20 protein-coding genes are annotated in these 23,816 nt (G+C 35.4%); 6 read left to right on the forward strand and 14 right to left on the reverse strand.

The window, feature by feature from the left end; translation table 11 throughout:
* Positions 1–85: 85 nt before the first annotated feature.
* The 8 genes from secF to J3U56_RS04630 all read right to left on the reverse strand — a co-directional run bounded on the left by secF (position 86) and on the right by J3U56_RS04630 (position 9,469).
* Positions 86–1,087 carry a protein translocase subunit SecF gene (secF, locus tag J3U56_RS04595; RefSeq protein ID WP_267334435.1) on the reverse strand — a complete coding sequence of 334 codons (1,002 nt, stop codon included), beginning with the start codon at positions 1,085–1,087 and terminating at the stop codon, positions 86–88.
* Between the two features lie 9 nt (positions 1,088–1,096).
* Entirely contained in the window at positions 1,097–2,953 is a 1,857-nt protein-coding gene (gene secD / locus J3U56_RS04600) for a protein translocase subunit SecD (protein WP_267334437.1), read from the reverse strand.
* 58 nt (positions 2,954–3,011) lie between these two features.
* A complete protein-coding gene (gene yajC / locus J3U56_RS04605; RefSeq protein WP_267334439.1) occupies positions 3,012–3,344 on the reverse strand; it encodes a preprotein translocase subunit YajC in 333 nt (110 codons plus the stop codon).
* A gap of 189 nt (positions 3,345–3,533) precedes the next feature.
* A complete protein-coding gene (locus tag J3U56_RS04610) occupies positions 3,534–5,060 on the reverse strand; it encodes an NADH-quinone oxidoreductase subunit N (protein WP_267366851.1) in 1,527 nt (508 codons plus the stop codon).
* 207 nt (positions 5,061–5,267) lie between these two features.
* The gene (locus tag J3U56_RS04615; protein ID WP_267334443.1) at positions 5,268–6,812 is read right to left on the reverse strand and encodes a complex I subunit 4 family protein; all 1,545 of its coding nucleotides are present in this window, start codon (positions 6,810–6,812) and stop codon (positions 5,268–5,270) included.
* A 17-nt stretch (positions 6,813–6,829) separates the two neighbouring features.
* Positions 6,830–8,677 (reverse strand): NADH-quinone oxidoreductase subunit L, encoded by a 1,848-nt coding sequence (locus J3U56_RS04620; RefSeq protein WP_267334445.1) that lies wholly within the window; start codon positions 8,675–8,677, stop codon positions 6,830–6,832.
* A complete protein-coding gene (nuoK, locus tag J3U56_RS04625; protein ID WP_267344003.1) occupies positions 8,674–8,976 on the reverse strand; it encodes an NADH-quinone oxidoreductase subunit NuoK in 303 nt (100 codons plus the stop codon). Before nuoK ends, J3U56_RS04620 begins: the two co-directional genes overlap by 4 nt.
* A 1-nt stretch (position 8,977) precedes the next feature.
* Positions 8,978–9,469, reverse strand: coding sequence for an NADH-quinone oxidoreductase subunit J (locus J3U56_RS04630; RefSeq protein WP_267334449.1), 492 nt, complete (start codon positions 9,467–9,469; stop codon positions 8,978–8,980).
* Positions 9,470–9,817: 348 nt separating this feature from the next.
* On the opposite strand from J3U56_RS04630, the gene ppc reads away from it, so the two are divergent.
* Positions 9,818–12,463, forward strand: a complete 2,646-nt coding sequence (ppc, locus tag J3U56_RS04635; protein WP_267344004.1) for a phosphoenolpyruvate carboxylase — start codon at positions 9,818–9,820, stop codon at positions 12,461–12,463.
* Positions 12,464–12,500: 37 nt separating this feature from the next.
* Here the strand turns inward: ppc and J3U56_RS04640 are convergent, their stop codons facing one another.
* The 5 genes from J3U56_RS04640 to aspS all read right to left on the reverse strand — a co-directional run bounded on the left by J3U56_RS04640 (position 12,501) and on the right by aspS (position 17,874).
* Positions 12,501–13,562 (reverse strand): SEL1-like repeat protein, encoded by a 1,062-nt coding sequence (locus J3U56_RS04640; protein WP_267334453.1) that lies wholly within the window; start codon positions 13,560–13,562, stop codon positions 12,501–12,503.
* A 124-nt stretch (positions 13,563–13,686) separates the two neighbouring features.
* Positions 13,687–15,150: a 4-hydroxy-3-polyprenylbenzoate decarboxylase gene (ubiD, locus tag J3U56_RS04645; protein WP_267334455.1), complete on the reverse strand. Its 1,464-nt coding sequence runs from the start codon at positions 15,148–15,150 to the stop codon at positions 13,687–13,689.
* A gap of 79 nt (positions 15,151–15,229) precedes the next feature.
* The gene (locus J3U56_RS04650) at positions 15,230–15,643 is read right to left on the reverse strand and encodes a hypothetical protein (RefSeq protein ID WP_267334457.1); all 414 of its coding nucleotides are present in this window, start codon (positions 15,641–15,643) and stop codon (positions 15,230–15,232) included.
* Between the two features lie 21 nt (positions 15,644–15,664).
* Positions 15,665–16,105 (reverse strand): dihydroneopterin triphosphate diphosphatase, encoded by a 441-nt coding sequence (gene nudB, locus J3U56_RS04655; protein ID WP_267334459.1) that lies wholly within the window; start codon positions 16,103–16,105, stop codon positions 15,665–15,667.
* A gap of 11 nt (positions 16,106–16,116) precedes the next feature.
* A complete protein-coding gene (gene aspS / locus J3U56_RS04660) occupies positions 16,117–17,874 on the reverse strand; it encodes an aspartate--tRNA ligase (protein WP_267366852.1) in 1,758 nt (585 codons plus the stop codon).
* A 272-nt stretch (positions 17,875–18,146) separates the two neighbouring features.
* Here aspS and J3U56_RS04665 point away from each other — a divergent pair, with 272 nt between their 5' ends.
* The 5 genes from J3U56_RS04665 to dusC all read left to right on the forward strand — a co-directional run bounded on the left by J3U56_RS04665 (position 18,147) and on the right by dusC (position 22,525).
* A complete protein-coding gene (locus tag J3U56_RS04665; RefSeq protein ID WP_267334463.1) occupies positions 18,147–18,920 on the forward strand; it encodes a DUF3100 domain-containing protein in 774 nt (257 codons plus the stop codon).
* A 15-nt stretch (positions 18,921–18,935) separates the two neighbouring features.
* A complete protein-coding gene (locus tag J3U56_RS04670; RefSeq protein ID WP_267334465.1) occupies positions 18,936–19,385 on the forward strand; it encodes a hypothetical protein in 450 nt (149 codons plus the stop codon).
* A gap of 19 nt (positions 19,386–19,404) precedes the next feature.
* Complete coding sequence (locus J3U56_RS04675; protein ID WP_267366855.1) at positions 19,405–20,724, forward strand: amidohydrolase; 1,320 nt, start codon at positions 19,405–19,407, stop codon at positions 20,722–20,724.
* Positions 20,725–20,798: 74 nt separating this feature from the next.
* Positions 20,799–21,572: a molybdopterin-synthase adenylyltransferase MoeB gene (locus J3U56_RS04680; RefSeq protein ID WP_267334469.1), complete on the forward strand. Its 774-nt coding sequence runs from the start codon at positions 20,799–20,801 to the stop codon at positions 21,570–21,572.
* On the forward strand, positions 21,569–22,525 hold the full coding sequence (dusC, locus tag J3U56_RS04685; protein ID WP_267366857.1) for a tRNA dihydrouridine(16) synthase DusC: 957 nt from the start codon (positions 21,569–21,571) through the stop codon (positions 22,523–22,525). The genes J3U56_RS04680 and dusC overlap by 4 nt, the downstream gene beginning before the upstream one ends.
* Here dusC and J3U56_RS04690 read toward each other — a convergent pair.
* Complete coding sequence (locus tag J3U56_RS04690) at positions 22,520–23,491, reverse strand: hypothetical protein (RefSeq protein ID WP_267347513.1); 972 nt, start codon at positions 23,489–23,491, stop codon at positions 22,520–22,522. The genes dusC and J3U56_RS04690 overlap by 6 nt on opposite strands.
* Between the last annotated feature and the right edge of the window lie 325 nt (positions 23,492–23,816).

Raw genomic sequence — 23,816 nt, forward strand, 5'->3', positions numbered from 1 at the left:
ACCATAGGTGTCAATCTATTTGATGTTAATTGTTAAAAAAACAATCAAATAAAGCCCTTTCACTATGTGAAAGAGCTTTATATAACTAACGTAAAATCGATGGTTGATCTGCGCCTTCAACTTCCACTTTTGGTGGCATAAAATGTTCGCGTTTTATACCTAATTTAAGTGACATATAAGCAGCAACATAAATTGATGAAATTGTCCCTAAAATAATACCAACGCCTAATGTTTCAGAAAAACCTTTTAACATTGAACCGCCAAAAATATACAGGATAATCACAACTGCAAGCGTTGTTCCTGAAGTCATCAGAGTGCGGTGTAAAGTCTGGGTTAACGAAATATTAATGACATCATAAGGAGAAGCTCGACGAATTTTTCTAAAGTTTTCACGAATTCGGTCAAATACAACAATGGTATCGTTAAGAGAATAGCCAATGATGGATAACATTGCAGCAATAATCGTTAGATCTAATTCACGTTGAAATAACGATAAATAACCAGCAGTTATCACAACATCATGCGCTAATGCAACTACTGCACCCGTACCAAATCGCCATTCAAAACGAAACGCGATATAGATCAAGATACAAATTAACGCAGCGCAAATCGCTAAGATACCATCTTGTGCTAATTCAGCACCAACAGTCGGACCTACAAATTCAATACGTTTAATCTGCGCATCAGCATCAATATCTTTATGGATTAAATTAGAAATTTTACTGCCTAACGCATTATCAATAACAGATGATACCGTACCGTTTTCTTGTTTAGCCGCAGCCAATCGAATGATAATATCTTTACTGCTACCATAGTATTGCACGACGGGCTCATGATAACCGGCGTCCCGTAAACTATTACGCAGATCATCAAGATTAACTGCTTTTGTCACCGTAATTTCAACGGTTGTACCGCCGGTGAAATCTTGTCCAAGATTAAAACCCTTAACAAAGATAACGACAACTGATGCGACTACGAGTAGCATTGAAATCACAAAAGCGATAAAACCAAATTTTAAAAAGTCGAGCACTCTGCGTCCATGATTTAGTTCTCTAACATCATGATTTTCTTTTTTATCAACAGTCACAATAAACCTCTAAATTGATAACTTATTAACGCGACGACCGCCATAAATCAAATTAGCTAATGCACGAGTACCTACGATCGATGTAAACATCGATGTTACAATACCGATACCCAAGGTGATAGCAAATCCTTTAATCGAGCCAGTACCCACAGCATAAAGAATAACCGCGGTAATTAATGTCGTAATATTCGCATCGAAAATACTACTCCAAGCCCCAGCATAACCTTCATTAATGGCATGTTGTACACCGCGACCATTACTGAGCTCTTCTTTAATTCGTTCATTGATAAGAACGTTAGCATCAACGGCCATACCTACTGTTAATACAATCCCTGCAATACCTGGCATACTTAATGTTGCGCCTGGTAATAATGACATAGCGCCCACAATTAGTATTAAGTTGGCAACCAACGCAAGGCTAGCAAACACACCAAATAGACGATAAACAATGAGCATAAAGAAGACAGAAATGAGTAGTCCCCAAACACAAGACTCTAAACCTTGTGTGATATTCTCTTGTCCCATTGATGGTCCAACTGTACGCTCTTCGATAATTTGAATCGGTGCAATTAAGGCGCCAGCTCGTAATAGTAGGGATAGATTTTTAGCTTCATCAACACTACTTATCCCTGTCACCTGAAAACGATCACTAAAAATACCTTGAATTGTCGCAACATTGATTACCCGCTCTTGTTTTTCAAGAATAGGTTTATCATTTTCGTCACGTTTTCCTGTATCTTTATATTCGACAAATAACGTTGCCATCGATTTTTTGAGATTTTTCTGAGTAAAATCTAGCATCGTTTTACCACCAGAACTATCAAGCGTAATAGCAACTTCTGGTTGGCTATATTCATTGACTCGGAATGAAGAATCAGTAATGTGATCACCAGTTAGTACTACACGTTTATAGAGCAAAACAGGGCGCCCGTTTTCCATATATTTGATTTCAGAACCATATGGTACGCGCATATCGCCTTTGATAATAGCGGGTAAATTAGGGGTGTTATCTTCATTTACTTGTCTAAACTCAAGGGTGGCTGTTGCCCCCAAAATACGTTTAGCTAAAGCAGTGTCTTGAATACCCGGTAATTCCACCACAATGCGATCTGAACCTTGACGCTGCACAATAGGCTCGGCAACACCTAATTGATTTACACGATTACGTAAAATAGTGGTATTTTGTTGAACAGCATCATTTTTGGCTTGTTGTAAACGCTGTTCACTGATATTGATAGTAATACTATTTTCAGTTTGTGAGGTAAGTTTGTAATCTGGTAAACCATTAATTTTAGTGATAGCTTTATTACGATCTTCAATATTCGCAAATTGCACAACAATTTGTTGATTGCCCTCTTTATTGATGGCTGCATAATTTAATTTGCTATTTGTTAACTCAAATTTCAAATTTTCAGTCGATTGTTCAATGAGCTTACTGAGTGCTGTTGTCATATCAACTTCCATTAAGAAGTGAACACCACCACGTAAATCAAGACCAAGTTTCATTGGTTCGGCACCTAAAGCCGTTAACCAAGCTGGAGTTGCTGGTGCTAAATTGAGTGCAACAATATAATCATTCCCTAACTCTTGTGATATTAACTCTTTGGCTTTGAGCTGAGTATCATTATCACCTACACGAATTAAAATAGATTTATTTTCAAAGACAAATGATTTAGGTTCTATATGATTATCAGTCAAGAGTTTTTTAATTTTATCTTGGGTAGCAACATTAATTTCAGCAGTATTTGAACCGGAAATTTGTATAGCGGGATCTTCACCATAAATATTTGGAAGTGCATAAAGTAGGCCGGCAAGAATAACGACGACCAACATAATGTACTTCCACAAAGGATAGCGATTTAACACGACATATTCTCTTGTGGAATTAGCTAATTAACACAATGAACTATAACAGCTTTTGCTATTATAGTGACTTCATTGTCCCTTTTGGTAAAACAGATGTGATAAAGTCACGTTTGATAACAACCTCTGTTGTATCATTTAACTCTAACGCAATATAACCATTGTCGTTAACTTTAGATACACGACCAATAAGTCCACCATTGGTTAACACTTCGTCACCTTTTGAAATCGAAGCCATAAGTTCACGATGGGCTTTAGCACGTTTTTGTTGTGGGCGCATAATCATAAAATAGAAAAACAGACCAAACACAACCAACATGATAGGTAAAAAATAAGGATTGCTTTCAGCCGCAGCCCCTTCAGTTGCATAAGCATTAGAAATTAAAAAGTCCATATAGGTCCTCTTGATTCAAATAAAATATTAAAGGTCGGAATTATAACACAATAACTAAATCTATTATTAACTATTTCTTGTCAAAATGTTTAAGGTAACAGATATTTTCTAATATAAAAAAGACCCAAGTACATTGTTCAAATCAATTTCAATCTAACTGTAAAAACTTTTTAAGGCGAAAAACGCTTATTAAGTCGTCAGATATTGCGCCATACTCACTAAATTAAATAGCCATTTAGGATAAATACCACAAATGAGAATTAATAAGGCAGACAACGCAATAATGAGTTCGCTTATTTTAATATCCTGCCATTTTAGTTTGATAATAGCACTATTTAATATCTGATCGTCTCGACAAGAAGGCCTAATATAAAGATTAATAATTAAGCGTGCATAAAAATATAAACCTAGAGCGCTACCAATTACCACTGCAGCAATTAACCACCATAATTCAGCAGTTACCCCCAACAGTACTAATAGAAAACGACCAACAAACCCTGCTGTAAGGGGGACTCCAGCTAACGATAATAATCCAACGGCCATCGTTAATGCTAAGATAGGTCTACGCCAGAATAATCCCGATAAATCCACTTCGTTTTCATGATCTTGCAATTCATCAGAATGTGATTCTAAACTAATCACGCCTAATATGCAGATATTGGCTAAAATATAGCTAATTAAGTATACCCCAATTGTTTCTAAAGCTAATACTTGATATTGCACAGCAATTAAGGCAATGAGTAAATAACCAAAATGTGCAATGGAGGAATACGCTAATAGCCGTTTTAGACTACTTTGCATTAAAGCAATTAAATTTCCCCATAGTATTGATAATAGTGCCATGATAACAAGTATCATTCGAATGGTTTCATTATTAACAATCGGTGCCAATAAAAACAACCTTGCAATAGCACAAAATAGTGCGACCTTTCCTACTGTTGATAATAATAGAGCAACAACTGTCGGTGCACCTTGATAAACATCGGGCAACCATAACTGAAAAGGCACTAATGAAAGTTTAAAACCAATCCCAACTAACATTAAACAAACGCCCATTAGTAATAAATTACTTGGGTAAGACATAGTTGAAAGTTGGTAACTTAACCCGCTAAAAGTTAGCTCGCCAGTTGTTGCATAATAAAAGGCAATGCCCATCAATAAAAACACACTAGCCACAGCGGATAAAATCATATATTTAACGGCAGCTTCTAAGGAGTGAGTTTGTATATATTGATAGCCAATTAACCCAACAAATGGAATTGAAAGTAATTCAATGCCAACAAAAAAAGAGATCAAATGGCTAGCATAGACTAGTGTAACGCCGCCTAATGTCATAAAGAGTAAAATAACATAAAACAAACCATGAGCAATTCTTTCATGGACAAACCAACGATAGGCTAAGCAAGATACTGTAATTGCAATGATTAAAATTAAACTGGTATAAAGCAATCCATAACCATCACAAGTAAATAAGGCAGTAATTTGATGCGCTTTCCATTCTTCCATTGATGGATCTGTGTTCGATTTATCTTCAATATTTTCATTATTAGTATCTGAGGTTGTGTTGGAATTAACATCAGTTTGATTGTTTTGTTGAGCGTTATCATCAGCCTTTGTTTCGGGCTCAGTGGGCACAGCATCAACAGCAATTGTTTCCTCATTATTTGGTACAGAGTCTGCTTTGGTTGTTACATCCGAATTTAAAGATATTTGCATATTATCGCTGCTTATATCTGTTATCATCTGGGTATTAAACGATATTTTGTAACCAATCATGGAAGAACATAGCAATGCACAAACTAAACCACACACGGTTAAAAAAGCGCACCCTTTTGTGTTCATTTTCAGAAAAAATAGGGCAATAAGCAAAACAATGATAGTAAAGCTTAAAACAAATATCGGCGATAAGGCTATCATAAGTTATTACTCTCCCGCGCGCTCTGCTGTAATGTATTGTTGGGTTTGGTTGACAACAGAATATGACATATCCAACACTATTTGTGGGTATAAGCCAATAAAAACTAATACCATTAATACACTAGTTAATAATGAAATATCTTTTCTACTAAGGTGATATTTAGCTGAATGATTTCTTTCTACAACACCATAAAAAATTGGTTGCATGCGAATAATCAATGAAATTGACAATAAGAGTAAACCAATCACTAACAAAATAGTGTAATAAGAGAATGATGTATAGCTACCAAGTAACATCATATAGTTGCCAACAAAATTAGCAGTACCTGGAATACCTAAAATAGCCAAAATAAAAAATAAGGTAAATGTAGAAAGATAACGAACTTTCTGTTTAAGACCTGTAAATTGATTAATATTACGCGTTGAGTAACATTCAACTAACAGTCCACTAATTATAAACATGCCAACGATAACTAAATTAATGGCAATCATTTGTATCACAATACCTTGATAAGCAATCACTGAACCACTGTAGATAATTGCTGTCATATAGCCCATCAAAGCAATATGTACATAAGCAATTAACTTTTTGATATCAGTTTGATTAAACGCTAATAGCGCTGCATAAACCAAAGTAAATAATGCTAATATTAAGATTAATGGCATAATCATAACTGAAGCATTTGGAAACAGAGGAATCACAATTCTAAATAGCCCAAAGGTAGCTGTTGTCAGAAGCAAACCACTAATCATCATTGATCCCGAAGTGGATGATTCAATATGGGCATCAATAAACCAGCGATGAAATGGTACAAAAGGGATGCGTACAATAAAAGCGGCTAAAAAACCGAGCATTAGTAAAAATTCAGTATAGCTAGAAATGGGGGTTTTGGTTAAAACTTGATAATCAAAAGTCCAATGACCCGTTAAATTCCAATTAATTAACGCTAATGACACAATGGATATTAACATTAACAAACTACTAATTTGAGTATAAATCAAAAATTTGCTCGCACCATTAAAACGCAATTGGGAACTTGAGTCGCGACGCCCCCATAAAGAAATGATAAAATAAATAGGAATTGCTACCGCTTCCCAAAAAAAGAACATCAAAAACAGATCGGTGATAACAAATAACATCATAATAGCTGATGTCATAAATAAAATGCATAAATAAAACAAACCAAAATTATTCAAACTTTCTTTACTGGAATAAACAATTGTCAGTAATACAATAAAAAGTGTGGAAGCAATTATCACCAACGATAAGCCATCTAATACCAAATGGAAATGAATATTTAGCAAAGGAATCCATTCAATATTCACTTCTTCAAGCCAGTTATTACCTTGTTGTAATACCGTTAATCCATCTAACCATAAGATTAAAGCAAGCATTAACGTAATTAAAATTGTCAGAAATGCAATGACCATTGGTAACTTATACCAACGCGATGGTAGATAAGAAGTTCTAACAATTCGCAATAAAAAAACATGGCATAACCAACTAATAAATCCGCCTATTACAGGTAAGAATACAAGCGATAACAACATGAAAGATTACACCTTTATTAAATAAAAACGAGTAACATTAATATAATAATGCTTCCCATGACAATTGAAACCATATACCACCTTATATGCCCATTTTCTAAGCTGACAATATATGAGTTAACTTTCTTTATCCCTAACATTATCCAATTATCCCATAATGCTAAAGGATCTTGTTTAAGTAGGTTAGCTAAAAATAGATAAGGTTTAACAAATAAGTAACTGACAACATAATCAAAGCGCCAATCGCCATTACATAATCGCGCAAAGAATTTAATCATTGGTGTATTAAGTATTTCTTGCACTTCACTATTCGGATGTGCGTACAAAATATAGGCGATAAGAAAACTCAATAATGTTACAGCAGCGAGTAGTAATTGAAACGATAACTGACCGTTAGTATCAAGTTCAGCAATAGGAATAAGCCCTTGAACAGGTAGCGGGAAATAGATAAAAATTGCTGTTGTAAAAATCAATAGGATAAAGGCTGGACAATAACTTATCCACATTGTTCTATTAAAGTCAAAAATCTTTGGTTTATGATAAAATGCGGTAAAAATTAGTCGCCAAATACTTAAGCTTGATAACAAAATACCTAATAAACCGATAGTACCAGCCATGAGATGATCTTTAGCCATTAGCCCCCAAATAATATCACCTTTGATATAAAAAGAGGCGGAGATCCAAGGCATGGCACTTAATGACAACATAACAAGCAAAAATATGGCATACAACATTGGGAATGATTTGACTAATCCACCAAGCTTGTTGATATCACGCTCACCATGACATTTTTTAATTAAAATCGCAGAGGCAAAAATGAGTAAAGAGCTGGTTACCGCATAATTGATTAAACAATTGAGTGATAAATTCCAACTTTGTGTGGAAAACGCATAAAATAAGTAACTAAGCTGAGCAAGGTTAGTAAAAGTGATTATACGCTTAATATCACTTTGAACTAGAGCAATTGAACTAGCAAATAATACGGTTAACGAAGAAATAATTGTCATAATGGCTAACGTATCACTCGACATCATAAACAAATTACTTAAACGTAGAACCAAATATACCCCTGCTAAAATAACCGTAGATGATTGCAGCAAAGCCACTGCTGGCATAGGTGCTAATGTTGTTTCAACAAACCATGAGTGCATAGGGAATAGTGCAGATTTACTTATTGCCCCTAAAAATAACATCAATGTTATCCAAAAAATAACATCTGAATCGATAGCTAGATTATCATGAGCTTGAGTTAAAATGTCACGAATATTTAACGTATCTAAAGTTTGATACAGTAAAAAAATACCAATAATAAGAAAGATATCGGTTAAATGCATGATAACAAAGGCTTTAACAGCAGCATAACCATTACGCACCTGCTTATAATAAATACCAATAAGTAAGTAAGTACTTAAACTTACCCCCTCCCAACCAATTAACATAACTAAGAGATTATCAACTAGTACAATAGTTAGCATACTAGCAATTAATAAATTACTATACGCATAAAAATTATAAATATCTTTTTTTGAGGTTAAATAACAGGCTGCAAAAAAATAAATTAATAGACCAAAAAAGGCAATTAACACCAGAAAAGTAAGCGATAAACCATCTAGCGTTAAAGATAAAGGAACAACAAAATCACCGACTGAAAACCAATTCCAAAGTGGTCGGCTATAGACTAACGTCATATCAGGTACAGTATTTTTACTAAAATCAATACATGAAAATAGCGTAATAAGAGCAACAATTAGCATTGTGCTAAAGCCAATAATCATGACATTAATTGACCGAATATGTCTCCCTAGACAAACTAATAATAAAAAAGAGACTAAAGGAACAATAATAGTTAAATAAAGTAAGTTCATCCTTTCATTTCACTCAATGAGTCAATATTAAATATTTTACGGCGGTATATTAATTTCATCAGCAACGCAAGCCCAACACACGCTTGCGCTAATACAGTAATGACAGCTAAAATAGCCAGAATTTGTCCTTCTGGCTGTTGCCAATAACTACTAGCAGCAACCACAGCGACGATAGCGCCATTATTCATAATCATAAGGCTTAATAGTAGAAAGTAAAAATTACGTCGAATCATCACCCCTAATAAGCCAATTACAAATAATACAGACGCAAGAATAAGACAATGCATTAAAGGAATCATATTATTTCTCCGACAATAGCCGATGCATAAAATGATAAGCAATAACAACTGCACCTAACAACAAAAAAACAGCCAATTCAGACATTAAAATGTAAGCATATACTGACATTTCATGCATTAACTCATGTGACTCTTTAATCTGAGAATAGTCAGTACTCACTACTCCATAAATCAGTACGACTAATAAAATAAAAGCTAAAACTAATGGGCCTAGCCAAATTTTAGGACTGATGCCTCGCTTTTTATTCTCAACATTGTCGACACGAATTCGTAGAATAGTTGCAACAGATAAAAATAACATCACTGTGCCACCAATAAATAAAATAATGTATAAAACAGCAGAAAAATACGTATCGAGTAAAATAAATATTAAAGCTGAAGCGAAAAGCGCAATAATAAGGTATAAAATGGCTTTATCAACACGTAAGCAACTAATCACTTTTATACTGGCAATAACAGTAATAATCGACGCAATATAGAAAACAATAAGCATCAAATAACAATCCAATATACATTAATCATTGCCTTAGTATATACCCAAATCCTATTAAGATACAGTTTACAGACAATCTGTTAACAGAAAACAAGCATTTAAAAACATAATCTGACTAAAAAATACGCTTAATTAATTTTTTTATCTATTTAGATAATGATGAGAATATAATTAAAACAATTAAAACAATAAAGAATATAAAATTTTATGATTTAAATTCAATGTGGTATTGTTATAAAGTATATATCTTAAACAAATTAGCAATGACTTATATCTTAGCCTTTAAATTGTAATAATCGTTTTACAGTTTAAAGTTTAGTTAGCCATAATTATGAAAATGAGAACAGAATGAACAGTGAATATTCCTCAATGAGAAGCAACGTCAATATGCTAGGGACTTTACTCGGTGATGCAATTAAACGCGCCACTGGTAATGAAACATTTGATTTAGTGGAAGAAATAAGACAATTATCGAAATCAGCACAGCAAGGTAATAAACAAGCCCATAATGAATTACTTAAATTGATTGAAAATTTAAATGATGAAGATTTGTTACATGTTGCTCGAGCATTTAATCAATTTTTAAATTTGGTTAATACTGCCGCCGAATATTATGGTATTTCTCCTCATGGCGAAGCATCGAGCAGCCCTAAAAAAATGACGGAATTATTTAGTACATTAAAAAAACTCAATTTTTCAAATCAAACCATAACACAAGCTATTAATGATCTTTCGATTGAACTTGTATTAACTGCTCATCCAACCGAAATTAACCGCAGAACAATGATCAATACCTATACGGCTATTAATAATTGTTTATCTCAATTAGATCATAGTGATTTAGCTGATTACGAAATAGAACGGATCATGCGCCGTCTTAAACAACTTGTCTGCCAAGCATGGTACACCGATGAAATCCGTAAAAAACGCCCTACACCGCTTGATGAAGCAAAATGGGGATTTTCAGTCATTGAAGATAGTTTATGGGAAGGGGTGCCACTGTTTTTACGTGAATTTAATGATCAATTAGTTGATGCATTTAACGAACAATTATCGGTTGATCATGTTCCAATTAAATTTACCTCATGGATGGGGGGCGACCGTGATGGAAACCCAAATGTAACAGCTAAAGTGACAGAAAAGGTCATGTTACAAGCTAGGTTAAAAGCAATTGAGTTATTTTTAGCTGACATTCAAATACTGGTTCGTGAATTATCGATGAGTGAATGTAGCCAAGCGGTTATCAACTTGTTAGATGAAAATAATAAATCTGCCTCTGAACCTTATCGAGCAGTGATGAAACAGTTACGAGCTCGACTAGTGAAAACCCATAGTTATATTGTTTCATTACTGAATAATGAACAAGTCATCCCCCCTACAGATATCTTAATTAAAAATGAACAACTGTGGACACCACTTTATACCTGCTATGAATCATTAATTGAAAATGGCATGTCAACAATAGCACATGGTCCACTACTTGATACGTTACGACGTATAAAAAGCTTCGGTTTACAATTAGTCAGGTTAGATATTCGCCAAGATAGCGCTGTCCATACTGAAGCACTAGATGCATTAACTAAAGAGCTGAACCTAGGCAGTTATGCCCAGTGGTCTGAAGATGAAAAACAGGCATTTTTATTAACAGAATTGCAATCAAATCGCCCTTTATTACCTTACCGCTGGCAACCACCAGAAATGGTACAAGAAGTTTTAGATACTTGCCGTGTTATCAAAAAGGCAGGACAAGAATCGATTGCATCTTATGTTATATCAATGGCCAAAGCGCCTTCAGATATTTTAGCGGTTTACCTACTCTTAAAAATGGTCGACTGTCAAAAAAATATCCCTGTTGCTCCATTATTTGAAACCTTAGATGATTTAAATAATGCCAAATCTGTCATGCAAAAACTTCTGGATATTCCTTGGTACCGTGAAAAGATTCAAGGTAAACAGATGGTCATGATTGGTTATTCTGACTCTGCTAAAGATGCAGGTACGCTCGCTGCATCGTGGGCACAATATCGTTCACAAGAAGAGTTGGTTCACCTATTTGAAAAATATAATATCAATCTTGTGCTCTTTCATGGGCGAGGTGGATCGATAGGTCGAGGCGGTGCACCCGCACATGCGGCATTACTTTCACAACCACCAGGATCGTTAAAAGGTGGTCTTCGCGTGACAGAACAAGGTGAAATGATCCGCTTTAAACTGGGTTTACCGGAAGTAGCTCTAAGCAGTTTGATGCTATATGCATCAGCCATTTTACAAGCTAACTTATTACCTCCACCAGAGCCTAAACAAGCATGGCGTGATATTATGGATGAAATGTCTGATATATCATGTCGTTGCTATCGAAGTTATGTACGTGAACGTGCCGAATTTGTCGATTATTTTAGAGCAGTAACGCCAGAAGCAGAACTTGGACGATTACCACTTGGTTCTCGTCCACAAAAACGACGAACAGGTGGCGGTATTGAAAGTTTACGCGCCATTCCGTGGATTTTTGCTTGGACACAAAACCGTTTGATGGTGCCATCTTGGTTAGGTGCCGGTAGTGCACTTAAACAAGTGATTGAAGAAGGAAAAAAAGATTTACTTAAAGACATGTATCATAATTGGCCGTTTTTTAATGCACGTTTAGGTATGTTAGAAATGGTTTACGCTAAAGCAGCACCAAATATTCATGAATATTACGAGCAAAGACTTGTCGATCCGATTTTATGGCCGTTAGGTGAAGAATTAAGAAATTTATTAACTCAAGACATTAACACCGTACTAACTATCACCGATGATATTAGCTTAATGGCTGACTTGCCTTGGATTGCTGAATCGGTTGCATTACGTAATACATATATCGAACCGTTAAACTTATTACAAGCTGAATTATTGAGACGTTCGCGTAATCGCAGTGAAGAAGAAAATACAACGGTTGAACAAGGATTAATGATTACTATATCCGGAATTGCTGCTGGTATGCGTAATTCAGGGTAACGGATCATCAAAAAATAAAAAGAGCAATTTGCTCTTTTTATTTTCCCGATAATAACTGATCTAAATAAGCTTTAGCATCTTTGTCACCTTGCTCGCTTGCTTTAGTAAACCAATAAATCGCCCGATTGGTATTTTTTTCAGTCCCTTCGCCTTCAAGGTACTTTATACCTAAATTATATTGCGCATCAACACTACCTTGTTCTGCGGCTTTAATGTACCATTCTACAGCCTTCTTGGTATCTTTTGGTACGCCGCCACCAACTTCATACATCACGCCAATATTGTATTGTGCATCAGCATTACCCGCTTCAGCCGCTTTAGTAAACCAGTATGCAGCTTTGGAATTATCAGATTTTGTGCCAGTTCCTGTTGCATACATAATGCCCAAGTTATACATCGCTAGTACATGCCCTCGTTCTGCGGCTTGAGTATAAAAATAAGTAGCAGCGACATAATCTTTAGTTAAACCATCACCATGTTCTGACATCAAACCTAAATAGTATTGCGCTTCTGGATTATTATTTTTAGCGGCCTTACTAAACCAATCTGCCGCAACCATTTTATCTTCTTTTACACCATCGCCAAAAAAATACATGATACCTAAATTAAGGTAAGCATCTAAAACGCCTTGCTCGCCAGCTTGAGTAAAATAATCAATTGCACTTAACGTATTTTTAGTTGTCCCTTCACCATTTTTATACATTAACGCCAAATTATATTTAGCTAAGGCATAATTTTGGTCTGCTGCGCGTTTATAATATTGAAATGCCTGCACAAGATCAGCTGTGGTACCCAAACCATTTTGATACATATAAGCCAGATTATTTTGCGCTTTAGCTAATCCTTGATCCGCTGCTTTTTTATACCAAAAAAAAGCTCGAATATCACTAACATCAACGCCTAAGCCTTGCTTGTAAATAGTTCCCAATGAGAATTGAGCTTGGGCATCACCTTTTTCAGCTGAAACCCGTAAAGAAGGGATTAATGAACCAGGATCTGCAACCTTCAGTTCAGTATCTGCCTGAGTTTTCGTTTCACTTGCCAAGACACCATAAGAAAACCAAAACATAAGCGCCAATAAAATTCGAAATTTTTTCATAATTATTTAATTGCCATAACATGGGTAATAATTATACATAAATGCATAAAAAGGTGATAGTTTTTGTTTATTTTAAGTAAATTTATGTAAAAGATATTGTTTATCAAACATTGTTATCAACTGGCTACACGCCAAGTTTATCCCAAATCTCATCAATATAAGCAACGACCTTAGGATCTTTTTTAATTATTTTGCCCCACTCTCGGTTAGTTTCTCCTGGCCATTTATTTGTGGCATCCAATCCCATTTTAGATCCTAAGCCCGAAACCGGAGAAGCAAAATCTAAATAATCAATCGGAGTATTATCAATGAATGTGGTGTCTCGATGAGGATCCATACGTGTTGAAATCGCCCACATAACATCTTTCCAATCGCGTGCATTAATATCATCATCACAAACAATGACAAACTTGGTATACATAAACTGTCGTAAGTAGGACCAAACCCCCATCATGATACGTTTAGCATGCCCAGGGTACTGCTTTTTGATAGTCACAACAGCTATTCGATATGAACATCCTTCTGGCGGTAAATAAAAGTCTACAATCTCGGGAAACTGCTTTTGTAAAATAGGAATAAATACCTCATTTAACGCGAGTCCCATAATAGCCGGTTCATCGGGTGGCCGTCCAGTATAAGTTGAATGATAAATAGCATCTTTGCGATGAGTTAAATGGGTCACAGTAAAAACAGCAAAATGTTCAACTTCATTATAATAACCGGTATGATCACCATAAGGTCCTTCCGGTACCACTTCATTCGGATCAATATAACCTTCTAAAATAATTTCTGCTGTGGCTGGTAAATCTAAGTCATTAGACAATGCTTTAACTACCTCGGTTCGACCTTGCCTTAATAACCCTGCAAATGCGTATTCTGGTAAAGTATCGGGTACGGGTGTAACTGCGGCTAAAATTGTTGCAGGATCTGCACCAATAGCCACTGCCACTGGAAATTTTTCGTGAGGATGAGCTTGTTGCCATTCGGCAAAATCAAGCGCACCACCTCGATGTGATAACCAGCGCATCACTAATTTATTTTTAGCTAATAATTGCAATCGATAAATACCCACATTTTGCCTTTCTTTATAAGGACCTTTAGTAATAGTTAATCCCCAAGAAAGTAACGGAGCTACATCCTCTGGCCAGCAATGCATAATAGGCAATTGTGTTAAATCAACGTGTTCATCTTTTAATACTACTTCTTGACAAGGGGCCGATGATCGGCGCTTGACCGGCATATTCAATATCTGCTTATATTTCGGTAAAACATTAAAAAATTGTCGAATACCTTTTGGCGGTTCAGGTTCACGTAAAAAAGCTAAAAGCTGCCCAATTTCACGTAATGCCGAGGGATCGTCTTGCCCCATTGCCATTGCAACTCGTTTTGTTGTACCAAATAAATTACATAGTACAGGCATCGTATAACCAATAGGGTTTTCAAATAATAATGCGGGACCTTGTGCACGTAAAACTCTATCGGCAATTTCGGTCATTTCAAGATAAGGACTAACAGGATAAGTAATGCGTTTTAATTCACCTTGTTGCTCAAGATAAGTTAAAAAATCACGAAAATTAGAAAAATTCATTCACTATTACTCCCTGTTACTTTGATACCCAATCCAAAGGGGTTTTGTTTATTAAATGAGGTTTGGCTTCTGTCTTGGATTAATCTTCATCAAAATTTTCACTATAAATGGGCGTTTGTTTATTCTGATTGCATTCAATAATTTTAGGTAATAAGGTTTGAAATTGTTTTTGATCAACTTCTATAAACTTTTCTGGTTCAACTTGAAAGAATAAATATTGCGTCGTGTTATCGTCAAATTGAAAAGAAGCTAACCAGTAATTTCGATTTTCACTATTATCATTAGCAAATATTTTAATAATACTACTTGCTCGTTTTTCAGGTTGATCATGTAATTTATAATCAATTATCTTCTCTGCAATTTGAGTATCATATTCATCAAAAATCATGTATTGATTTTGGTTAATCTGACACTTTGGTATGTTTATTTCAGCATAACTGTTTAGGGTAAAAAAAGATAAACAAATTGACATAATATAACGATTTAATTTCATGCCTGACCTCTTAACTGAATTTTAATAATTTACAATCTTCTTGATTGCCTCTCGATTATTAGGCGATAAGGTCAAATTAGCCGCATCTTGAATTGACATCCATTGATAGGCTAAATGTTCACTCAACATAGGTTTTACCTCTGTGGTCAGAGGCAGATAAAACCAATGTTCTTTATTTATCTTAACCTGTGGTGCATATCGATGTCTAAACTGTGGAAAAATTTCAAATTCAACAACATGTTTAGCATCGACTAACGACAAATTACTACCAACAATATCAATACCTGTTTCTTCATACACTTCACGAATTGCCGTTTCAATTGGCAATTCGTTATTCTCTAAACTGCCTGTTACTGACTGCCAAAAATTAGGATCATCTTTGCGTTGCATCATCAAACAACGCAAAGTGGTTTGGCAGTAAATAACAACTAACACCGATTCAGGTTTTTTAAATGTTTGCATTTAACATTTCGCTATTTTTTGCAAACTTCGATTCCTAGTTCTACTAATGCTGCTGGATTTGCCGGGCTCGGTGCATCAGTCAATAAACAGGTAGCAGCTGTGGTTTTCGGAAATGCAATCACATCTCGAATATTATCCGTGCCTGTTAATAGCATAGTTAAGCGATCTAATCCGAATGCCAGTCCAGCATGAGGCGGGGTTCCATATTTTAAGGCATCAAGTAAAAAACCAAATTTTTCACGTTGATCATGTTCATTAATACCTAAAATTGAAAATACCGCTTGTTGCATTTCACTGCGATGAATACGCACTGAGCCGCCCCCTACTTCATAACCATTAATGACCATATCATAGGCATTAGCAACCGCTGTTTCAGGACTGTCCATTAGCTGCTGAGGGGTAAAATCTTTTGGAGAGGTGAATGGATGGTGCATGGCACTAAGTCCTTCATCTGTTTCTTCAAACATTGGAAAATCCACAACCCAAAGAACAGCCCATCTATTTTCATCGGTTAAGGCTAAATCCTTACCAACTTTTAAGCGTAATGCGCCTAGCGCATCACTAACAACTTTGTAGCTATCAGCACCAAATAATAATATATCGCCATCTTTAGCATTAGCTCGATTAAGTAATGCTTCCATTTGTGTCTGATTAAAGAATTTTGCAACAGGGCTTTGTACACCATCTAGTCCTTTGCTACGTTCATTAACTTTGATCCAAGCCATACCTTTGGCACCATAAACTGAAATAAATTGCGTATAATCATCGAGCTGTTTTCGGGTTAATTGCGCGCCATTAGGCACACAAAGTAATGCAACACGCCCTTTTGGATCATTAGCAGGCGTTGAAAATACTTTGAAATCGACATCTTTAACCAAATCTGCAACATCAATAATTTCAAGCGGGTTACGTAAATCCGGCTTATCACTACCAAAACGTCGCATTGCTTCTGCAAAGGTCATAACAGGGAACTTGCCTAAATCAACATTTTTAACATGCAACCAAAGTTCACGAATCATTTGCTCCATGATTTCACGCACTTGCTCTGCTGTCATAAATGAAGTTTCAACATCAATTTGGGTAAATTCAGGTTGGCGATCTGCGCGTAAATCCTCATCACGAAAGCATTTAACAATTTGATAATATCGGTCAAATCCTGACATCATTAAGAGTTGTTTAAATAGTTGTGGAGACTGAGGTAAAGCATAAAATTCACCGTTATGAATTCGGCTAGGCACTAAATAATCACGCGCACCTTCTGGTGTGGCTTTAGTTAACATAGGTGTTTCGATGTCTAAAAAACCATGTTTATTCATAAACGAACGCACAAAAGCAGTCACTTTAGCGCGTGTTTTGAAAATTGCCGTCATCTCCTGACGACGAAGATCAATGTATCGATATTTTAAACGCTGCTCTTCACTATTATTTTGATTAAAGTCTAATGGTAAAACATCACTTCGATTAAAAATAACAAGTTCAGTTGCTAAAACTTCAACTTCACCAGTTGCCATATCTTTATTGATTTGGCCTTCTGGTCTAGCCCTTACTTTACCTTTAATTTGAATACAAAACTCATTGCGTAGTTCACCCGCTAACTGATACGCCTGCAAATAATCAGGATCAAAAAAGACCTGTACAATTCCTTCGCGATCACGCATATCAATAAAAATCATACCACCTAAATCTCGGCGTTTATTAACCCAACCACATAAGGTAACTTCTTGATTAATATGAGATGAGTTTAACTGACCACAATAAATCGAACGCATAAAATATCCTGTTAAAATTTCAAGCTATAAAAATTGTCTGTATTATAAATCAAATAAAGGGCTTATAAAGGCATTTATTGATATTTATTATTGAATTGTTTTAATCAGCTCATCAAAAAGGTAATCTTAAGTATGATTTCAAATTAACAACAGTTGTTTATTGACGGTAATAATCAAGGTTATGTATATTAAATATGCAATGCAAATACTGACTATGATTCTAGATATCATGGATAGTGATTATTGATAAAAACTATTAGAGGTTTATAAGGATGGAAATTATTAAAGACTATAGAGTGCATTTGTTAGCACTGATAGTCGTTCTGATCTGTGAGTTTATTGGTAAACAATCTATTTGGATTATTACTTTATACCCCATGCTATATGCTATGATTATTGGCGGAATCATAAGCCTTCCTAAGCTCAAAATATTAAACATAAAAAATATGAATCATGCAAGTGCCGTTATGATTGTCACATTAATGCTACTTGTTGCCAAATTGGGCGTTGCCGTTGGTCCTAAAATCGATATGATTTTAAAAGATGCAAAATTGGCACTCATTTTTCAAGAACTCGGTCACTTTGCCGGTACCATTTTATTAGGATTACCTTTAGCAATGATGTTAGGTATGAAACGTGAAGCGGTTGGCGCCACTTACTCAGTTGCACGTGAACCTAATATTGCCATTGTTGCAGATAAATACGGTTTAGATTCAGCCGAAGGACGCGGCGTGATGGCTATGTACGTTTGCGGCACACTTTATGGTGCGATTTGGATGAGCATCTTAGCGAGTATTATGGCTAAATTAGATATTCTTCACCCCTATGCTTTAGCGATGGGCGCGGGTGTTGGTAGCGGAAGTATGATGGCTGCGTCACTAGCACCAATTAGCGATCTGTATCCAGATCTGGCAAGTGAAATTAAAGCCTATGCAACAACAGCAAATCTAATGTCCAGTATAGTTGGTATCTACATTTATACACTATTTTCATTACCTTTTGCTTCTTTTTTATATAACACTTTTGCTCGTTTTCGTCGTAATTAAGGAAGGATTGTTGTAATGAAAAGTTTAGAAACGCTATTTTTACTCATTTTAGTCGCTATCATTATGGCAGCAGGTAACACTGTCGGCTATAAAGTTGATTTTATGTTATCGTTACAAGCATTAGCCATTTTAGTGGTTATATCAATTGTTGGATACTTTGTTGGCAAAGTACCTTTACTCAATAAATTTCCAGTAATTTTATGGGTGTCAGTAGTTGCAGCCGTTGCCTCATCCCCTATATTTCCTTTCCACGAACAAGTTGTTTCAATTACGGACAATGTATCATTACTTGCAGTTTGTACACCGGTACTTGCCTACGCAGGGCTTGCTATTGGCAAAGATTTAGCATTATTTAAAAGTATCTCTTGGCGAATTATCCCTGTTTCGCTAGCGGTGTTTTCAGGTACGTTTATTTTTGCCGCAATCATTGCACAAATTACGTTACATTGGGAAGGTGTTATTTAACTGGATTAGGAATTAACTCATGAATAAAGAAGAACTTAAACAACAGGTTTGCCTTGCTATTGCAAACCGAAAAGCGGACATAAAAGCCATTGCTGAAGCTATTTGGGCTGAACCCGAACTTGGTTACAAAGAACACAAAACCGCAAAAAAAGTAGAGCAAACATTTGAAAAATTGGGCGTACCCTATAAAAATAAATTAGCGTTAACCGGTGTTAAAGGCCGGTTAAAAGGCGGAAAAGGCAGTAAATATAGCATCGCAGTTATTGGTGAACTTGATGCCATAATTTGTGCAGATCACCCTGCTGCTGATGAAACCTCTGGCGCAGCTCATTGCTGTGGACATAATGCACAAATTGCGAATATGATGGCTGTGACGATGGGACTAATCGATTCTGGCGCAATGCAATATTTAGCGGGTGATGTGGTTCCTTTTGCAGTTCCAGCTGAAGAATATGTGGAAATCACTTATCGAAATCGGCTTATTGAAGAAGGTAAAATCAAATATATCGGGGGTAAGCCTGAACTCATTTCCCGAGGTGAATTTGATGATGTCGATATGGCGCTGCAAATCCACTTAACTAGTGTACCAAATGAACGTAAAGACGGTTTTATTGAAATATCAACAACCAGCAATGGATTTATTGGAAAACTAATCAAATATAAAGGTGAAGCAGCTCACGCAGCAGCAGCCCCACATGCAGGCGTTAACGCATTAAATGCAGCGATGATGGGATTGATGGGTGTTAATGCAATTCGTGACACATTTCAAGAAAAAGATTATATCCGATTCCACCCAATAATTACTCAAGGTGGCGATTTGGTCAACGTCGTACCCAGTGATGTAAGAATGGAAAGTTATGTGCGCGCAGGTAACGTTCCTGCAATGATTAAAGCCAATGAACGGATTAATCAAGCCTTACAAGCGGGAGCGATGGCTGTTGGGGCTAGTTGTGAAATCAAAGATTTACCAGGTTATTTACCTTTACATAATAATGCCACGTTAAATGAACTTTTGAAGCAAAACGCTGAAAAATTAATTGGTGAAGAAAATGTTTCAGTTGCGCCACATATGACTGGTAGTACTGATACAGGTGATTTGTCGCACATTATGCCAGTAAGTCACCCATGGATCGGATCTGTGAGAGGCGTGTTGCATGGAAAAGATTATGTCGTATTTGATGAAGAAATGGCTTATATTCGCCCTGCACAAATGATGGCGTGTACAATTATCGATTTACTTTTTGATGATGCAAAATCAGCACAAACCCTCATATCAAATTACAAACCACTCATGACCAAAGAAGAATATCTCACCTTTTTATCTGGTTTTGACAAATAATCTTAACAGCTTGGCGCCGTAAGGCGTCAAGTGTCTGCTATAATATAGCAATTTACGATGAACAATTATCTATTATGCAAGCGCTAACTGATCAAGAATTATTTCGTTACGATAGGCAAATAACTTTGCATGGTTTTGATATTGAAAAACAGCAAGTGTTAAAAAATAGTGCGGCACTAATTATTGGTTTAGGCGGACTTGGCTGTGCAGCTTCGCTTTACCTCACAGCGGCTGGCGTTGGAAAGTTAACCTTAGTTGATTTTGATACCGTGACAAAATCAAATTTAAACCGGCAAATTTTATATACAGAAAAAACAATCAATCAATATAAAGTTGAAGTTGCAAAACACACGCTAAGTAAACGCAATGCAGATACTATCATTAATACAGTGAATCAAAAACTGGATGATAGTCGCTTACTTTCACTTATCAAACATCATCAAATTGTGATTGATTGTAGCGACAATCTAACCACTCGAGAACAAATTAATCGTTGCTGTTTTCAAACTAAAACACCACTAGTCTCTGGTGCAGCCATTCGTATGGAAGGTTTATTAACTGTATTTACTTATCAGCATGATGAACCTTGTTACCATTGCCTGAGTCGTTTATTTGGCGACGATCAATTGAGTTGCGTTGAAACTGGGGTAATGGCCCCTTTAGTGGGAATGTTTGGCTCAATGCAAGCATTAGAAGCAATAAAAGTGCTTACTCATTATGGCACACCGTTATCGGGTCGACTACTAATGGTTGATACAATGAGCATGCAATTTAATCAAGTTAAGCTGACAAAACAACCTAACTGCTCAATCTGTGGTAATGAACAAAATAAGCAGGCACGACAATGAAATTCAATCGTATCATCTTAGCACCGATGGAAGGCGTGTTAGATTATAATGTGAGAAAAATCTTAACTCAAATTAATCAATTTGATTATTGTGTGACAGAATTTGTCAGAGTGACTCATCATAAATTATCTAACCGAACATTTTACCGTCTATGCCCTGAACTTTACCATGATGGAAAAACAGCGTCCGGTACGCCTGTGCGTGTGCAAATTTTAGGGCAATCACCACAATGGATGGCAGAAAATGCGGTTAAAGCTATTGAGTTGGGTTCGTATGGAATAGATATCAATTTTGGTTGTCCTGCTAAAACAGTCGTGGGCAGCCACGGCGGCGCTTACTTATTACAATACCCAGAACAAATATTTAATATTGTTGAACAAACAAGACTCGCTATTGGCACAACGGCAAAACTATCAGCCAAAATTCGTTTAGGGTGGACAGACAAATCTTACTGTTTAGACATTGCTAACGCGATTGAACAGGCAGGAGCAAATGAAATTGTCATTCATGGAAGGACAAAAACTGACGGTTATCAAGCTGACAAAATCGATTGGCAAACAATAGGAAAAATTAAACAAAAATTAAATATTCCAGTTATTGCTAACGGCGAGATTTTTTCCGTTAAAGATGCGCAAAACTGTCTTATCCAAAGTCAAAGCCAAGATATTATGCTTGGACGTGGTATTTTAACGATCCCAAACTTAGCCAATATGATTCGTTTTAATGATGCAGAGTTACAGTGGCAACAAATTTTAGAAATTTTAATCAATTACGCTACAACAACTATCGAAGAGGTTAAACCGCTTTATCATTCAGCGCGCATCAAACAATGGCTAGCTTACTTAAAATCGCACTATTTTCAAGCGGCACAAGTATTACAAAATATTCGAACATTAAAAACACAACAGCAAATTGCCGATTCACTTAAGCAACAACAAACAACACTATTATAACGTTAAGCTATACCCAGTGTTTCGATAAAAATAGTACTGGGTAACTTTACGCACAATCAAACAAGATAAAATAAACGAGATAGTTGCTAGTGCTATTTTTAATACTAACGCAGTGTAATCATGTAAAGTGATTTGGCTAACAGTCAAGTCAAATAAGCTTTCAGCAATGCTAAAAAGAGTAAAATTAAACACAAAAATAAACAGATTCGAATAAACCACACTTTTCACAATTCTATCAATCTGTAATACCATAAATACTTGAGTAAACATGTTTTTGCAAACAACTATAACAACACAGAAAGTCAACACATAACAGATAAAAGGGAAGGCAATATGGCGGCCAATCGAAATAAGATAGTGATCTTGTTGGATCAAAATATCTAAAATAAAAGACGGGAAACCAATCAAAGTAAAAAAGAAAAAGACTAAAAATAAAATAAAATGAATTTTACAGCTATTAAGCGTATTAAGTTCAAAAACTAACGCACTCTTTTCAAACTGATTATTTAATCCCCTAATGCAATAATAAGTCAGTAAACCTGCACACAAATAAAATAGACTATCAGGAATAATACTTAGCACTAAAATAAATAACCATGAATCAACATCGATATAATTGATGAATATTTCATCAAACATTAAATCGGCTATAACACTTAATAAATAACCAATAGCACAAACAATCAGTACATTTATTATAATAAGAATAATATTTTTTAAGGTCACTAAATGAACGTTAATTCGATAAAATGCAATTGCAGATACCCCAAATAACAATAGACATTCGGGAATTGAACGTAGCAATTGATAAGGGGTAAGTTTATACAGTGAAGACCATAAATTTTTATAGTCATGAAAAGTAGCAAGAAAAGTTATACCAAATCTAATGTTGAAAATAAAAGCACTTGAAATAAGAAATAGTGTTATAAAAATAAAGGGCAACTTAAAAAAGGATAATTTGTACATTAGTCTATCTAAAACCTGTTAATTCTCTATTTTTTTATAAAAATTTTAATGATAACAAATAGATGGTAAGTTAATTTAACAGATTAATTTGCACGTTAAACAAGCAATGATATCAAATTTGCAAAATCACCAAAATATTTGCACAAAATACCACAAGGTGGCGCTATTACCAACTAGAATATCATTCATCACAAGGTGAATCACAAAAATAAAATGAGAAAAGTGATTAAACCATAATTTAATATAGTTTCATTTTTTCAATAGGTTATATTTTAAAAAAATGCCTCACCACCCAAAAGGTGATGAGTTAAACATAAAATATCAA

The sequence above is a fragment of the Gilliamella sp. B2824 genome (genome assembly GCF_026536245.1).
Classification (GTDB): Bacteria; Pseudomonadota; Gammaproteobacteria; order Enterobacterales; family Orbaceae; genus Gilliamella.

What these genes read in the sequence shown, in the direction of transcription:
- J3U56_RS04650 (WP_267334457.1), bottom strand. Translation starts at nt 15,643, where the DNA reads ATGAAATTAAATCGTTATATTATGTCAATTTGTTTATCTTTTTTTACC.
- J3U56_RS04665 (WP_267334463.1), top strand. Translation starts at nt 18,147, where the DNA reads ATGGAAATTATTAAAGACTATAGAGTGCATTTGTTAGCACTGATAGTC.
- nuoK (WP_267344003.1), bottom strand. Translation starts at nt 8,976, where the DNA reads ATGATTCCTTTAATGCATTGTCTTATTCTTGCGTCTGTATTATTTGTA.
- nudB (WP_267334459.1), bottom strand. Translation starts at nt 16,105, where the DNA reads ATGCAAACATTTAAAAAACCTGAATCGGTGTTAGTTGTTATTTACTGC.
- J3U56_RS04630 (WP_267334449.1), bottom strand. Translation starts at nt 9,469, where the DNA reads ATGCTTATTGTTTTCTATATTGCGTCGATTATTACTGTTATTGCCAGT.
- dusC (WP_267366857.1), top strand. Translation starts at nt 21,569, where the DNA reads ATGAAATTCAATCGTATCATCTTAGCACCGATGGAAGGCGTGTTAGAT.
- J3U56_RS04640 (WP_267334453.1), bottom strand. Translation starts at nt 13,562, where the DNA reads ATGAAAAAATTTCGAATTTTATTGGCGCTTATGTTTTGGTTTTCTTAT.
- aspS (WP_267366852.1), bottom strand. Translation starts at nt 17,874, where the DNA reads ATGCGTTCGATTTATTGTGGTCAGTTAAACTCATCTCATATTAATCAA.
- ubiD (WP_267334455.1), bottom strand. Translation starts at nt 15,150, where the DNA reads ATGAATTTTTCTAATTTTCGTGATTTTTTAACTTATCTTGAGCAACAA.
- yajC (WP_267334439.1), bottom strand. Translation starts at nt 3,344, where the DNA reads ATGGACTTTTTAATTTCTAATGCTTATGCAACTGAAGGGGCTGCGGCT.
- J3U56_RS04620 (WP_267334445.1), bottom strand. Translation starts at nt 8,677, where the DNA reads ATGAACTTACTTTATTTAACTATTATTGTTCCTTTAGTCTCTTTTTTA.
- J3U56_RS04675 (WP_267366855.1), top strand. Translation starts at nt 19,405, where the DNA reads ATGAATAAAGAAGAACTTAAACAACAGGTTTGCCTTGCTATTGCAAAC.
- J3U56_RS04610 (WP_267366851.1), bottom strand. Translation starts at nt 5,060, where the DNA reads ATGCAAATATCTTTAAATTCGGATGTAACAACCAAAGCAGACTCTGTA.
- J3U56_RS04670 (WP_267334465.1), top strand. Translation starts at nt 18,936, where the DNA reads ATGAAAAGTTTAGAAACGCTATTTTTACTCATTTTAGTCGCTATCATT.
- J3U56_RS04615 (WP_267334443.1), bottom strand. Translation starts at nt 6,812, where the DNA reads ATGTTGTTATCGCTTGTATTCTTACCTGTAATAGGCGGATTTATTAGT.
- J3U56_RS04680 (WP_267334469.1), top strand. Translation starts at nt 20,799, where the DNA reads ATGCAAGCGCTAACTGATCAAGAATTATTTCGTTACGATAGGCAAATA.
- ppc (WP_267344004.1), top strand. Translation starts at nt 9,818, where the DNA reads ATGAACAGTGAATATTCCTCAATGAGAAGCAACGTCAATATGCTAGGG.
- J3U56_RS04690 (WP_267347513.1), bottom strand. Translation starts at nt 23,491, where the DNA reads ATGTACAAATTATCCTTTTTTAAGTTGCCCTTTATTTTTATAACACTA.